Raw genomic sequence first — 15,047 nt, 5'->3', positions numbered from 1 at the left:
TAATCATCCCTTCTTATTATATAAATTTACCAAATTCTAAAATTTCCACTTAACGCTAAAAATGCAAAGCTATAAAGAAAGTTATCATAATATCTGCGATTTCCTGTTCTAAGAGGTGTGTTCCATAGCTTTTCTACACATTCTCTTGCATAGTCGTATTTCCCCTCTGTCGCAAGTGAGGCCATAGCATTTGTTGCCAATAACCCTACAGGATGTAATACCTTCTGTTCTACTTTTGTTCCATCTATGGCGTAGACATAATCTACTTCTCCTTTAACTGTTTCACAAAAGAACTTTTGGATATTTGCCACACAAATTCTTAGCTTTTCCTCTTTTCCAAACCATTCATAATCAAGACCAATATTAGCCGCCACTCGATACGAATCGCTGTAAAAATGAAAATGCTCACTGTCATAATAAGGATTCCCATCATAATCAGCATACTCTGCTGTAAGACCTGTGGCAGGATGGCACGCCTTTAATAAATAGTTTCTACTAGCTTCAGCAGCTTCCTTCCAAAAGTCGCAGTCCTCATCATTTGCCCAGATGGAAAAGAGTTCGTAAAAGTGAGGCAAATGATAGGATGGATCAGAGTATTCCACTTCTGGAATAAATTTAATGAGTTTATTTTCAGGATTCCACATAGGAAAACCATCATTGTTTTCTCCTTTATGAATACAATGGTGTAAAATATCTTTTGCTTGCTCAGAGTATTGAAAAATTCCTCTGCCATCTCCCCAACGATGGGAAGCAAAGAATAAAGCCATTGCAAAATATTCCTCTCCATCTGGAGCAGGACCGTAAGCATTTTTTACTCCTTCAGGTGAAACAGACCAAGCAAAATAGTTTGCATGAACTCCCGAATCCATCCACATATACGTTTTCGTCCATTTCCACAATCGATCAAATACTTCCTTTTGATCTAATTGCACACTTAGCATCATTGCATAGGACATTCCTTCTGTTCTAACATCATTATTCCCTGTGTCCACAACATATCCCATCTCGTTATCCGTCTCATAATAAATACGTTCATCATCTTTTCCAAAAAATAATGTTTGCCAAATCAGTGCTAAACGATCATTAATTTCCTGTTCCTGATAACCATATTTTGCAAATAAATTTGTATATTCCCCAGTTTGAAATGCTTTTCCCATACTAATCTACCGAACTATCACTCCCTGATAGTCAAGTAGTGTCACCTCCACTATTTCTTTTTTTAGCTATTATTCTTTTACTCCACCTATTGTTAATCCACTCATAAAATACTTTTGTAAGAATGGATAAAGACAGACAATCGGCAATGCGGTAATAATTGTAGTAGCTGCTCGGATCGACGTAGGAGTAACCATTGAAGACGAGTTTTTCATAGAATCTACATTTGCACCTTGACTCGTCACAGATGAAAGCAGTTTCATTAATTCATATTGTAATGTGGTCAATCTGTCATTAAATCCGTTATATAACATGGCATCGAACCAAGCATTCCATTGATATACTGCTATAAATAATGCAACAGTTGCTAAAACTGGTTTGCACAGTGGCATTATAATACTTATGAATATTCTAAAATGCGATGCCCCATCCATTTTGGCAGATTCCACCAAACTCTCTGGTAATCCATTAATATACGTACGGATGACCAACATGTTAAATGCACTGATCATTCCTGGGATGATATATACCCAAAAACTATTTAACAATCCTAATTTACCCATCAATAAATAATTGGGAATCAAACCTGCATTTAAATACATGGTAAAGATATAAAGCAATGTGATAGATTTTCTAAATACAAATTCCTTTCTACTTAAAATATAAGCTAAAAGAGCTGTTAGAAATAATTGGACGATGGTGGCAATTACTGTTCGGGAAACAGTAATTATAGAAGCTTGAATAAGCGAATCTTTTTGGAATACAGTGATATAGTTATCAAGTGTTAATTCTCTTGGAAAGAGGTAAATTCCTCCTTTAATCGAATCTAATCCGTCATTAAAGGACACTGCTAGCGTGTTTAAAATTGGGTAAAGTGTTGCAAGAATAAAAAATAGTAAAAAAATCCATTTGAGTATATCAAAAAGAACATCAGAATAATAGACCTTTTTCATCGCTTCGAGCCTCCTTTAGAATAGTCTTTCTTCTCCTGCCATTTTCGCTAAATGGTTGGCAATAAAGATTAAGGTAAGACTAATTATCCCATTAAATATTCCAGCAGCTGTAGCTAAAGAATAGTTATTTAAGCTAATTCCATATTTTAAAACAAAGATATCAATTGTTTGTGATACTCCTTGAACTAATCCATTTCCTAATAGATATTGAACTTCAAATCCAGCATTCAATATATTTCCAATATTAATTAATAAGAGTATAAAGATAGTTGGTTTAATACCTGGCAAAGTAACATGCCAAATTTTTCTTAAGCGATTCGCTCCATCAATAGATGCAGCTTCATATAATTCATCATTAATGGATGCCATTGCTGCTAAATAAATGATACTTCCCCATCCAGTTGATTTCCACACATTCGCAAAGCCTACAATCCACCAGAAGTATTTAGGGTCTGCAAAAAAGTTAATTGGTGTATCAATTACTCCAAATAGTAATAATAGTTGATTGATAATTCCTGTTTCAGGAGATAATACTTCCATTACAATTCCTGTAACGATAATCCAGGATAAAAAGTGAGGAAGATATGACACGGTTTGCATAAACTTTTTGACCGTTTTATTTCTTACTTCATTTAATAGAATGGCAAATCCAATTGAAAAAACAAATCCTAGCACAAGGTTTATAATACTCATTGCTAACGTATTACGAACTACATGAATGAATGTTGGATCGGAAAAAAGAAATTTAAAGTTGCTTAACCCCACCCATTCTTGATCCAATATCCCTCTTCCTGGCCGATAATTTTGAAAAGCCATTAACCAACCACTGAGGGGGGCGTAATAAAAAATTAATGCATAAATAACAAAAGGGATAGACAGTAACACTAATTCCTTTTGTTCTCGACATTTCTTAAATAGTTTTTTTAATGAACTTACCTTTTTGGGAGATGGCTGAACGACAGATTCTAACATCACCGGTTTCTCCTGCTGCAACGTTAACACGCACCTTTCATTAAAACGAATTATTTGGGAAAACGCCCTAAATTCTAGGCCGTATCCCCAAATAATTCGTTATCTAATATTTTTATTTCTTAATTAGTAGATTCAGCCACTTCGATTCTTCGCTGTACTTCCTTCGTTAAGGCATCTTCATATGCCTTAACATCTACTTGAGAATCATAAGCATCCATATAATCATTCCATGCACTTTCAAACTTATCTGGTGATGTCATAATAACTTTCGGTAACCACTGTTGCTTTACTTCCGTCATTTTTTCTTTTGAAATTCCTTCTGGTGTGCTTGCAGTCCAACCATTAGTTGCTGAATAGATCGGATACCAAGGTGCATTTTCCTCCACTGGTGTTAAGAAATCCGTCCATTTTTTATAGCCATAAGCATCTAGAATCTTTCTATCCAAATCAGATAAAGTGGCATAGAATTCATCTGGTTGCTCCCCAGGTGAAACAGCATTGATTCCGTCTTCCATCATTCCACCGTAAGTTGGGAAATAATTATAATCAGAAAAATTATTTGTTACATAATTCTGATCTTTTGCGTTATTACGTTGCTCTTCTGTACGATAGAATACTCCTTTATCATCTACTTCATAATCAACACCTTCTTCTCCCCAGGTTCTCATAACCATTACCTCTGGATCAAGTAACTCATTTAAGAACTTCAGAGAGCCTTCCACATCCTTATTACTAATGCTAATACCAAGACCATTTGCAACATTTAATGTTGGTGGGCTAAAATATTGTGGTGTAACACTTTCATCTAAAACTAAATCAAGGGGAACATAAGTAAGCTCATCTAACCCTTGTGACTTAAGTGAATTTTCAGCATCCTGGAATTGCCAATGTTGATCAACCATTCCCAATACACGCCCAGAAGAAATTTTTGCAATATATTGGTCATAAGACATCGTAAAAGTCTCTGGATCAATTATTCCATTCGCAAATTTCTCACTAAGTATTTTGTAATATTCTTTTGCTTCAGGGATCTTATCATAAACTTTTGCTTCCTTTGTTACAGGATCAATAACGGCAGCTCCATCATTAGGATATCCAGCTAAAAATTGCGGTGGGTTTTCTAAACAGAAATATCTCCAATCATCAGATAAAATAGAAAAGCCAATATTCTTCTGTCCATCATCCAAAGTAGGATTTTCTTTCAAATAGCTTTCAATAAGGTCAAAATATTCATCTAAAGTGGTTATTTCTGGATAATCAGCCCATTCCAAAATACGTTTTTGGATCCAAAATGCTTCATCATTATGTTGTACAGCCATATTTTCCCCTTTGACGATACCGAATTGAGGAATAATGTAGATATGACCATCTTCATTTCTAATTTGATTCCATTGAGCATCTGTATACAAATTTTTAATATTTGGATAATCGTCTAGATAGTCTTCTAATGGAATTAATGCACCAGCATTAATTAACGCGGCTGTACCATCTGAACCATCAATGAAATCAGGATATTCTCCTCCTGCAATCATTACACCGATTCGTTCAGAAGCTGTTTGTCCTGTTAACCAGGTAACATCTGCCTTTGCTCCTATTTTTTCAGCAATTTTATTCATCATTCTATTATCATCAGGCAATTCCTTACCAGGAACAGCCATAAATGCAGTAAAGGTCTTTATTCCATTTTCGTCCACATTAGATGATGTTTCTTTATCAGATTCGCATCCTGAGAGCACTAATAAACCTATTAAAAATACAGATAAAACGGATATTATCTTCTTCATTTTTACACCCCCATATAAAATTTCAGACAATAAAATTAATAAAGACTTTCATTCAGATAAAATAAAAAATAGGACTTTCTTATCCTCCTCCTTTTCCCAATCATAAAGAAAACGCTTTCTTTACATTCTTACCATAACAAATGTAAGCGTTATTTTCATCCATACATTCTATAGAGATTTTACTAATTTTGGGGGATATATTTAATTTGTCTTATTTTTTTGAACTCCAACTAGTAATAGTTCCCATCATTCTAATAATATTTCTCTTTAGTTTGATTGTATAATGGTTAAAATGATGAATGATTCATTATCTAAAAAGGCAATATTTGTATTTTTACCCACATCAAATTCCTATATTACCATTGAAAAAGATAATGATACGTTTATAAAGAGCTAAAAAAAGACACAATTCCCACTAAGAATTGTGTCTTAAATTGCAATCATATTAAGTATATTAACTAAAGCTTCTCTCTATAGAACACTCACTTATTTATTCCAGAACTCAGAAATACTTTTATATCGACCACCTAAACCTAAAACAATAGCCAACTAATTATGCCAATTAACACAAGTAATAGGATGCTATATTTTATGGTGATATTAAATAATTTACTTTCTTGTCCTGAAAGTCCTACTGCTGCAGCTGCAACGGCAATAGACTGTGGAGAAATCATTTTTGCCATTGTACCGCCCATTACATTCACTGCAACCATTTTTTCAGAAATTATCCCAATTTGAGATGCTGTTACGGCTTGCAATGGTGCAAATAACGAACCACTATTTACAACCGAACCAGTTAAAAATACACCTAACCAACCTAAAACAGGAGAAAATAATGGGAAGATATTTCCAGTAGAAGCAAACGCCAAACCAAGAGTGGAAGACATACCCGAATAAGTACAAATATAAGCAAAAGCTAACACACTACATATTGTTAGTACAGGAGAAAATAATTCTTTTGCAGTTTCTGTCAATGTTTCTCCCAATAGCTGTTTACTACATTTAAAAAGAAAGCATGCAACTATAATAGTTATAAGGATTGCCGTAGTTGTTGATGAAAATAAATCAAATTTAAATACTGCAGGATATGGTGTTTCCACAGGAACAATAGGAGGTAACTTTATAACATTATTATTTAAAAATGGAATGGGAAGTAAAAAAACCAGTTTTTCTAATGGACCTCCCGGACTAAATAAGTCTTTTACAATGGATAGATTAAATAACGTAACAATAATCGTTAAAAAAATAAAAGGCAACCACGCGTAAGCAATGGAACCGAAAGAATAGCTCTTTTTTTGCGAATCCCCTTCTTCTTTTATTCGATATATTTCTTTTGGCTGCCAGACTTGTAAAAATAATGCAAGAGCTATCAAACTGACAATCGCAGCAAAAATATCGGCTAAAGCAGCACCAACAAAGTAAAGCACCACTGCCTGTGTGAAAGCAAATGACATACTACTGACTAAAATAGCAGGAAAAGTTTGCTTCATTCCTTTCCATCCATCGATTATACCTATTAATAAGAACGCAACAAGTATACTAATAGCCGGAATAACCATTGCAGTGTATCTACCAACCATTAAGCTATCTAGCCCTGTTAGTATAGAAGGGACGGTAACTGGGATTCCCATTGCTCCAAATGCACCACCAGCTATATTTGCGATTAAACAGAGACTTGCTGCATATACAGGACTAAAGCCTAAACCTACTAAAATTGCTGCTGTAATAGCTACTGGAGCTCCAAAACCAGCAGCCCCTTCTAAAAATGCTCCAAAAGAGAAAGCTACAATAAGTACTTGTAATCGTTGATCAGAAGTGATAAAAGAAATACTATTTTCAATTATTTTAAATTTTCCTGTTTTAACCGTTATTTTATAAAGAAATATTGCAGCAAATACGATAGAAGCTACCGGCCATATGCCAGCTATGATTCCATAAAAAGCTGCCATTATCACAAGGATTATTGGCATCTTATAAAGAAAAATAGCCACTAATGCAGCAATAACCATACTATATGCACCAGCGATATATCCTTTTAGTTTCATCACCGTCAATAATAAGATAAAGCTTATGATGGGAATTGCAGCAACCAATGCTGAAATCCATAAATTATTTAATGGGTGATATACTTGATTCCATGGTGTCATTTTACTTTTTCTCCTCCTTCACGATTAACTACAGTTTGCAAGGAAACTAGAGTAAATACTCTTACTAAAAATTTATATCTTCCTTCTTTTTCCCTTATCGCTTCCTAATTATTCGTTACAATTAGCAAAAAGGACTGTTTCATATTTCCTAATTGGAAATATGAAACAGTCCTTACGCATTTTTTGTCCTCTAACCCAGTATTATATTTTGTTATATTATTAATGAATAATCTCGCTTGCTTTTGCCTTTTCTGTCATTTTTTTCGTTCCTTTTTCCAATGGCTTTTTTAAAAAGAGAGCAATAATGAAGGCAATTGCACTAAAAACGAGAAGCATACTAATTGAAAATAGTACTGTTTCTTTCACCATGCCGCCTACTGTTTCTCTTAACAGATTAATAGCATGTGTAAAGGGCAGGAAGGGATTAATGGTCTGGAAAAATGGTGGTGCAACTTGAATAGGGAATGTACCGCCAGAACCAGATAACTGCAACACAAGAAAAATAATCGCTAATCCTTTGCCAAGATTGCCAAAAACAGAAACCAATGTGTAAACAATAGTCATAAATATTATGCTAATAAACATGCTGAACAACACAAATGCAACTGGTTCTGCTACATATGCCTTTAAGATAAATATATCTCCTAGTGTAACAATCAAACTCTGACATAATCCGATTGTTACAAAAGTGAGCCATCTTCCAAAGTATATTTGATTAGACGTGTACATGCCTTCAGGATTTCGAACATCCACTCTTAATAAAGAAATGAGCAATAAGGCACCAACCCATAAACTTAAGGTTGTATAAAAAGGAGAATTCGCTGAACCATAATTAGGAATTGGAAACAGAGAATTTTCATTTAATACAATAGGGTCAGATATAAAGTCACTTTCTTGCTGTATATCATTTTTCAACAAAGAAATAATCTCACTTAGATCGTATTCATCTTCAAAAGTCCGAATAGAATCTGCTGTTTTAGTCAATGTAGCTTCTAAATTTGGCAGTTCATTTTGGACCATATCTGCTGCTTTATGAACAGCATCTTCTACTCTTGGCAAATCATTCTCAATAAATGCAGCCACTTTAGAAATATCTTCTTCAGCCGCAGGAAGGTCATCACGAACAAAGTCTGCTGCTGCATGAAGCTTTTCCTTTAAAGCTGGAAAGGAATCTTTATAAAAATTTGCTGCGTCATTAATACCTTCCATAACTTTATCCATATTTTCCTGTATTAGATTTGTCGCTTCATGAATTTCTTTTTCTATTTTAGGTAAATTAGCGTTTAGCTTGGATAATTCTTCCTTTGCGAAAGTTAGTGACTCTTCTGTATTTTTTATTATCTCTTCTAGCTTTGGTATATTCTCTTGTGCACTTTCTAAATCATTCATTGCATTTTGCGCAGAATCCTTTATCCCTTCTAATGTACGATTAATCGCTGGTTCTGTTTGCTGATCATATCGATCTATGAGGGTAGTACTAAGCTCTATTGCTTCTTGTGATAATGCCATTAAAGTGCTTGCTTCTTCCTCATCATCTGCCTTAATCGTCTGAAGCTTCTCTTTTTCTTGCTGAAAATTTACTTGCAATGCTTGTAAGTCTTCTATTTCTGTTAATAAAGCTTCCTCTCCATTTGAGGTTGCACTGTTTAGAGTAGTAAATAATGAAATCGACCGTGTTAAACTATCGATGCTTGTTTGCACTTGTGCCTGTAAAGTCAATGCCGTTTTTGAAACTTCTTCTTCTGTTAGTGCTCCTGCCTTTACTGACGCTGCAAATTGATGAACAGCATCAGCTGTTTTTTGATAAAGCAGAAGATTTTGCTTATAAACTGGACCAACAGCATCAAGTGCTTGCCCATTTGCTTCCATAAACGCTGGGAGTACGTCTGCAATTTGCTTACCATTATTTATCCCTTGCTCTATTTGCTCTAATGAACCACTTGCTGTTTCAAGAAAGGATTGCATATCTTCTACATTCGATAATGCACTTGTTACCATTTCACTAATATCAGCAAAGTGAGCATCTAGCTCCGTTACTCGATCACCTAGTTTTTGTATCTCTGGCGCCTTTTCCTGTAATAGAAGTACACCTTCTCCTACCTTTTCTAGTTCCGGAATCTTCTCTTCTAATAACAGGATATTTTTACTGGCTTCATTAATTTCCGGAAATGCAGCTTCTAACGCTAAGATTTTTTGCGCTTGTCTATTGATTTCCGGCAATTTACTTTCAAGCTTTACCACCTTTTCTCCCAGTTCATTTATTTTAGGAACTTCTTTTTCTAACGCAAAAATTTTCTCTTCTATATTTCGAATCGTCGGCAATTCTTCTTCCAGTTTAATTCCAGCGTCATTAAAAACACTCAAAACAGACTCACTTACGGTATGTATAAAGTTTTCTTTCACTTGTTGTACAATGGTAGAAGCACCAGTTGATGTCATTTTTGGCGCGATTGCGTTTAATTTTTCGTTAACACTATAGTCAATTTCAGGCTTTACTTGTTTGTCATCTAAAATCGTGGCAATTTTAGCAGAAAAATCATCTGGTATGTATAGGCTTGCATAATAGTCTCCTTGCCTAACCCCCTGCTTCGCTTTTTCTTTACTTACAAATTCCCAGCCAAGCTTATTATTTTCCTTTAAGCTCGCTACAATTTCATCACCAATATTGACAGAATTATCGCGAATAACCGCTCCATCATCTTCACTTGTCACAGCAATTTTAATCCCACTCGTATTGGAATATGGATCCCATGAAGCTTTCAAATTAAACCATGCGTAAAGAGAAGGCAAAATCATAAGAGCCACTATTAAAAAAGCAGCTACTGGAGCTTTAAAAATACGAATCCAATCATTTCGATAAATAGTAAATGCATTCTTCAAAAAACAGACCACCTTTGTTAAAACTTAATTTATTGTATGGAAATGATTATAATACCATTCATAATTAAATAGAAGAATAATTCGATACATTTGAAATTTGACCGGCTTAAAATAAATTGCTCTTTTGTTTTCTGCTACTGCATGAATCTCTAAAACAAGCTTGCCAGGTCCCCTCTTTTCTGCCTTGTCACCATAAGTTCTTTTGCCTCACAAAAAATAATTAGAAAGTATCATCCCTTTGTTTTTATTTTGGTATTTTTTTCTACATTCCCTTTTAAATAATGCTATATTTCTTCTTGGCATAAAGAGGAATAGAATGTATATGGAAAAACTAAAATCATTATTGCCAGTATTTATCTTACTTCTATCTACTGTTTTTGTATCACCTGCATCTGCTGCTAATAAGCTGCAGGTACACCTTATTAATGTAGGACAAGGAGATAGTACGATATTATTTTCAATGGAGGGAATAGCGATGGAAGTGATGTTTCAACAGGGACTAAAAGATATGGAGACAAGGCACGATTATCGTGCTTGGGAAGATTAATAGCAAGGCGGTTCTTTTGCATCCATTTTGGGAGCAGGAGAATTGCCTTTTTCTATTATAATAGAAGAAAATAGCATTTCATTTGAACTCGCTTCCGCTCCAGCTGTTCTCTCACTCTTCTAATTCTCCTTCCCTAGTTTTTTTGAAACTTTTCCCAATAAAATCCGTAAACATCGTTAAAAGGAGTGATAGGGCAATGTTGGAAGTTAAGGTAAAAAACACAACGACCATTTACACATAAAATGGCAACTAAGCACCATTGAAATTCCCTTATCAGACATTACAGCAGTAGCAAATGACGAAACATATGCTGGGAAAGAAATAACCGGAATAAGAATTGGTTTTCCTTATGGAAACACAGACAGGGTCATCATACATACCAAAACAGATAATTATATTATTTATACAAGTATCGGAAATTTGCAGAACAAGATTACGAATTTCATTAAGGAAAAATAAATTTCTTTGACACCACAAAATTAGCCGATTTGTGGTTTTTTTTTGACTAAAGTCATTTACTCGAACTTAATCAAGCAAGTGATTAAAATATACTACCTTTTTTGAAGGAGAAACTACTCTCTTTTAAAAATACTATCTATCTCATGTCTTCATTTATATAATGATCATATAGTAAATTCAAACAATTCTATCAATAGAAATAAATGGAAGGAGTTTTATTACAGTGGAAAAAATAAAGAAAATAGCCATTCCAAATCACCAGCGTATCATCGTTATTTCCGATATACATGGAGAAGTCAATCTATTAAAAAAGCTCCTACATAAAGTGAATTATCGTCAAGATGATTACTTAATGATAAATGGAGATATGTGTGAAAAAGGACCTAGTAGTAAAGAAGTGATTCGTTATATTATGGACCTTTCTAGTAATCATCCAAATGTCTATGTAACAGAGGGAAACTGCGATGCGTTGATAGAGGAACTTTTGAATGAGAATCCTGCTCTATTAAAATATCTTGCAAGACAAAAACATTCTCTCGTAAATGAGTGGTTGGAAGAACTAGATTTTATTATTACAGAGCAAACAACAGTTCAAGAAATAAAACAGCTACTAATGAAACATTTTAGCCATGAAATCGATTGGCTGGTAAATCTCCACACCGCTATTGAAACAGAACACTTTATCTTTGTTCATGCAGGCTTAGAGAATATCAACAATTGGCAGGAAACAGATAGAGAACTCGCCATTTCGATTCCTTCTTTTTTAGAAAAGAACCATCAAGCGAATAAATACGTTGTTGTTGGACATTGGCCAGTTGTAAACTATTCAACTGAGTTTCCTTCTGACAATCCAATTATTAATGAGGACAAAAAAATAATCGCCATTGACGGTGGAAATATGGTGAAACCAACTGGACAGCTAAATGCATTAATGATAGAAGGAGATACACTTTCTTATACATATGTTGACCATTTCCCTACTAGGAAAGTCCGCCAAGACTTTTATGCCGATTCTACTAAGTTTGGTGCGATTAATTATCCCTATTACTCTATTCAGCCATTAGCAAAAAATGATTACTTTACACAATGCAAGCAGTTAGAGACAAATCGCGTCATTTTTGTGAAAAACGAATACATTCACCTACTTAACGATGGAAAATACCAAGTAAAAACGGACGTATCCTGTGCTCAGCTTACCGTACATAAAGATGATCATGTATCCATTATTGATGACACTTGCACAGGATACACATTGATAAAAAAAGATGGCATGCTAGGATGGATAACGAAAGATTGTTTATAAGGAGCGGATATCCGCTCTCTTTTTTATTTTGAAAAACGCAGTAGATTTTATCGAGAACCCAATGCATTATCAGAAAAGGTTTTTTAGGGGATGTTCCATTTCCGATAATTGAATACGCTATCAATTAATGGTATAGTTTAATTATATCAAAAGTCTATACAATAAAGGCGGAATTTATTTATGCTAGTGATTCGAGAACTACCTATTGAAGCAATTACTATTTATCCATCCAATAGCTTTGACGGAATGGAGATATTATTTCGCGTTAGCAATCATAATTATCAATTTCTAATTGGTAATTCCAAAAATCCTTTTCCTATAAACGTAAAACATGTATTTAAGGAAAAGGCTATCTGTCCATTTTGCCAGAAAAAGATTTTACCCGTACCATTAGGCCAGCAGCTTTGCATAGCATTTCAAAAAAATCAGTCTGCCCTTTTGCAATATTTCCAAGAAGAATATCCGGATGCTTTTTGATGGACAGGTAGGGACAATTCTCCCCCCTTCCAGTTTTTCAAAAAGCAAAGTCGTCCTTCTAATTAATTTCTGAATATTAGAAATATAATTATTTATGAATGCGTTTTCATTATTAAAATGCTGGGAATCATCGCCATTTTTTAGTTTGGCTAGATGCCTATTCTTCCTTGCAAGCTTTTTCAATTGTTGTTAAGGTAGGTAAATGTATCAGATACAAGAATACAAAAGACAGCTGTCAACACTTTAGTATTCAAGACTTATAATTTGTAAGGGAGAGATTTGGTGCAGGTAGAAGTATTTATTTCTTTAGGAATTTATTTAGTAGGTATGTTGTTAATCGGTTATTATTCGTATAAAAAAACATCTGATTTGAATGATTATATGTTAGGAGGGCGTGGTCTTGGGCCGGCTGTAACTGCATTGTCTGCAGGCGCTTCTGATATGAGTGGTTGGATGTTAATGGGATTACCAGGTGCGATGTACGCTTCTGGAATTTCAAGCTTATGGTTAGCAATCGGATTAACAATTGGTGCTTATTTAAACTATCTAATCATTGCCCCACGACTTCGCACTTATACAGAAGTGGCGAACGATTCTATTACCATTCCAGATTTTTTAGAAAATCGCTTTAATGATTATTCGAAAATACTCCGTTCTGTTTCAGCGCTCGTTATTTTAATCTTTTTTACTCTTTATACATCATCAGGCCTTGTGGCTGGTGGCCGATTGTTTGAAAGCTCTTTTAATACCGACTATAAAGTAGGCTTATTTATAACAGCTGGGGTTGTTGTTGCCTATACTTTATTCGGCGGATTTTTAGCAGTAAGCATGACTGATTTTATTCAAGGTGTCATTATGTTTATTGCGCTCATATTAGTTCCTGTTGTAGCTTTTACAGATATAGGTGGCGTACAGGATACCTTTCAAGAAATTAAAAATGTGGATCCTTCCCTCTTAGACTTTTTTAAAGGAACCTCCTTTTTAGGAATACTATCTTTATTAGCATGGGGTTTAGGTTACTTTGGGCAACCACATATCATTGTTCGATTTATGGCTATAGGTAGTATTAAACAATTAAAGACAGCACGTCGAATTGGTATGGGATGGATGATTGTTTCTATCATTGGTGCCATGTTGACTGGTCTTATTGGGATTGCCTATTACTCTATTCAAGGACAGGAGTTAGCCGATCCTGAAACAGTTTTTATTGCTTTTTCTACTATTCTATTTCATCCATTGATTACTGGATTTTTATTAGCTGCAATTCTAGCTGCTATCATGAGTACCATTTCTTCTCAGCTACTGGTAACTGCTAGTTCGTTAACAGAAGATTTTTACAAGACATTTTTCCGTCGAGATGCTAGCGATAAGGAACTTGTTCTTATTGGACGTATAACTGTATTGATTGTAGCATTGGTTGGAATCTCTCTTTCTATCAACCCAAATGATACGATTTTAGGACTGGTTGGTTACGCATGGGCAGGCTTCGGTTCAGCATTTGGTCCTGTAATCTTGTTAAGTTTACATTGGAAGAGGATGACAAAATGGGGAGCTTTAGCAGGAATGCTTGTGGGAGCTGTAACGGTTCTCATCTGGGCAAATATTTCCGTCTTACAAGAAACACTTTATGAAATGATTCCCGGCTTCCTATTAAGCACCATTGCAGTCATACTAGTCAGCTTAGCAACTGAAAAGCCATCAAAAGAAATAGAAGAGCAATATCATCAGATGGAAAATGTGATGGAAAAGTAAGCATTGTGACGGTTCTTCCTCTTTGGAAGAACCGTCCATTTATTTCCCCTACTGAAAAAATGTTAAAAAACCTTACAAAACACTAGTAATATCAAAGATAATATAATAAGGTTATGAATATCACTAGTGTCGCATAAATAAGTTCTGAATTTTCAGTTTTGTGTTTTCTATATTTTTAAGAAAAAATGAAAACATCAAAACTAAGGTAGTAAACATCCATTTTTTTACTATAACCTGTGACTTATCCAACAACGANTGTTACAGCCCTTATGGCACGCACTTTCCTTTGATTTTGCGTAACCAAATGTTTGCGGATTTCCATAAAGCTGCTTTTAAATAGCGGCTAATTTGTAGATAACTTCGATCGCTATTCGTGTTCAACTGGGCCAATACGTTCAAACAGTATACAATCATTGCTATATACACTTGATTGTGTACAGCCTGTTCACTATGACCATAGAACTTTTTGATATTCAAATGTTGTTTCATCCATTTGAAAAAGAGTTCAATCGCCCAACGTGATTTATAGATTTCGGCGATTTCATCTGCACTTAAATCAAATCGATTCGTTAGTAAGGTTAGCTCTTTGCCTTTTGTATCAAGTAATTTCAGTCGACG

Annotated in this window: 12 protein-coding genes; 5 read left to right on the top strand and 7 right to left on the bottom strand. The window is 34.6% G+C overall.

The genetic code is table 11. From position 1 onward, the window contains the following. Positions 1-26 precede the first annotated feature (26 nt). The 6 genes from ADJ83_RS22910 to ADJ83_RS22885 form a co-directional block, all read right to left on the bottom strand. Positions 27-1,157 carry a glycosyl hydrolase family 8 gene (locus tag ADJ83_RS22910; protein WP_031537282.1) on the bottom strand — a complete coding sequence of 377 codons (1,131 nt, stop codon included), beginning with the start codon at positions 1,155-1,157 and terminating at the stop codon, positions 27-29. A 69-nt stretch (positions 1,158-1,226) separates the two neighbouring features. Then, positions 1,227-2,108 (bottom strand): carbohydrate ABC transporter permease, encoded by an 882-nt coding sequence (locus ADJ83_RS22905; protein ID WP_031537283.1) that lies wholly within the window; start codon positions 2,106-2,108, stop codon positions 1,227-1,229. A gap of 15 nt (positions 2,109-2,123) precedes the next feature. Continuing rightward, complete coding sequence (locus ADJ83_RS22900) at positions 2,124-3,080, bottom strand: ABC transporter permease (RefSeq protein ID WP_031537285.1); 957 nt, start codon at positions 3,078-3,080, stop codon at positions 2,124-2,126. A 119-nt stretch (positions 3,081-3,199) separates the two neighbouring features. Continuing rightward, on the bottom strand, positions 3,200-4,864 hold the full coding sequence (locus ADJ83_RS22895) for a sugar ABC transporter substrate-binding protein (protein ID WP_031537286.1): 1,665 nt from the start codon (positions 4,862-4,864) through the stop codon (positions 3,200-3,202). 533 nt (positions 4,865-5,397) lie between these two features. Continuing rightward, positions 5,398-7,011: a lactate permease LctP family transporter gene (locus ADJ83_RS22890; protein ID WP_031537288.1), complete on the bottom strand. Its 1,614-nt coding sequence runs from the start codon at positions 7,009-7,011 to the stop codon at positions 5,398-5,400. Positions 7,012-7,230: 219 nt separating this feature from the next. Further along, complete coding sequence (locus ADJ83_RS22885; protein ID WP_031537289.1) at positions 7,231-9,891, bottom strand: YhgE/Pip domain-containing protein; 2,661 nt, start codon at positions 9,889-9,891, stop codon at positions 7,231-7,233. Between the two features lie 316 nt (positions 9,892-10,207). Between ADJ83_RS22885 and ADJ83_RS22880 the strand changes: the two genes are divergently transcribed. The 5 genes from ADJ83_RS22880 (at position 10,208) to putP (ending at position 14,429) form a co-directional block, all read left to right on the top strand. Further along, positions 10,208-10,438 (top strand): hypothetical protein, encoded by a 231-nt coding sequence (locus ADJ83_RS22880; RefSeq protein WP_031537291.1) that lies wholly within the window; start codon positions 10,208-10,210, stop codon positions 10,436-10,438. A gap of 237 nt (positions 10,439-10,675) precedes the next feature. Then, positions 10,676-10,897, top strand: coding sequence for a hypothetical protein (locus ADJ83_RS25120; RefSeq protein WP_081836625.1), 222 nt, complete (start codon positions 10,676-10,678; stop codon positions 10,895-10,897). Between the two features lie 223 nt (positions 10,898-11,120). Continuing rightward, positions 11,121-12,200, top strand: a complete 1,080-nt coding sequence (locus ADJ83_RS22875; RefSeq protein WP_031537292.1) for a metallophosphoesterase — start codon at positions 11,121-11,123, stop codon at positions 12,198-12,200. A 180-nt stretch (positions 12,201-12,380) separates the two neighbouring features. Next, the gene (locus ADJ83_RS22870) at positions 12,381-12,677 is read left to right on the top strand and encodes a hypothetical protein (RefSeq protein ID WP_031537293.1); all 297 of its coding nucleotides are present in this window, start codon (positions 12,381-12,383) and stop codon (positions 12,675-12,677) included. A 282-nt stretch (positions 12,678-12,959) separates the two neighbouring features. After that, a complete protein-coding gene (gene putP, locus ADJ83_RS22865) occupies positions 12,960-14,429 on the top strand; it encodes a sodium/proline symporter PutP (RefSeq protein WP_031537295.1) in 1,470 nt (489 codons plus the stop codon). 267 nt (positions 14,430-14,696) lie between these two features. Here the strand turns inward: putP and ADJ83_RS22860 are convergent. Further along, positions 14,697-15,047 (bottom strand): IS4 family transposase (locus tag ADJ83_RS22860; protein WP_048718256.1); only part of this gene is annotated, 351 nt, incomplete at its 5' end.

This window comes from Bacillus sp. 522_BSPC, from assembly GCF_001076885.1.
GTDB lineage: Bacteria > Bacillota > Bacilli > Bacillales > Cytobacillaceae > Niallia > Niallia hominis.
Note: the sequence above shows the minus strand (reverse complement) of the source record. Positions and strands in the feature narration are given on the sequence as shown.

Excerpts from the sequence above, each read along its gene's own strand:
- ADJ83_RS22870 (WP_031537293.1), top strand. The coding sequence starts at position 12,381 with ATGCTAGTGATTCGAGAACTACCTATTGAAGCAATTACTATTTATCCA.
- ADJ83_RS22900 (WP_031537285.1), bottom strand. The coding sequence starts at position 3,080 with ATGTTAGAATCTGTCGTTCAGCCATCTCCCAAAAAGGTAAGTTCATTA.
- ADJ83_RS22880 (WP_031537291.1), top strand. The coding sequence starts at position 10,208 with ATGTATATGGAAAAACTAAAATCATTATTGCCAGTATTTATCTTACTT.
- ADJ83_RS22895 (WP_031537286.1), bottom strand. The coding sequence starts at position 4,864 with ATGAAGAAGATAATATCCGTTTTATCTGTATTTTTAATAGGTTTATTA.
- ADJ83_RS22890 (WP_031537288.1), bottom strand. The coding sequence starts at position 7,011 with ATGACACCATGGAATCAAGTATATCACCCATTAAATAATTTATGGATT.
- ADJ83_RS22910 (WP_031537282.1), bottom strand. The coding sequence starts at position 1,157 with ATGGGAAAAGCATTTCAAACTGGGGAATATACAAATTTATTTGCAAAA.
- ADJ83_RS22905 (WP_031537283.1), bottom strand. The coding sequence starts at position 2,108 with ATGAAAAAGGTCTATTATTCTGATGTTCTTTTTGATATACTCAAATGG.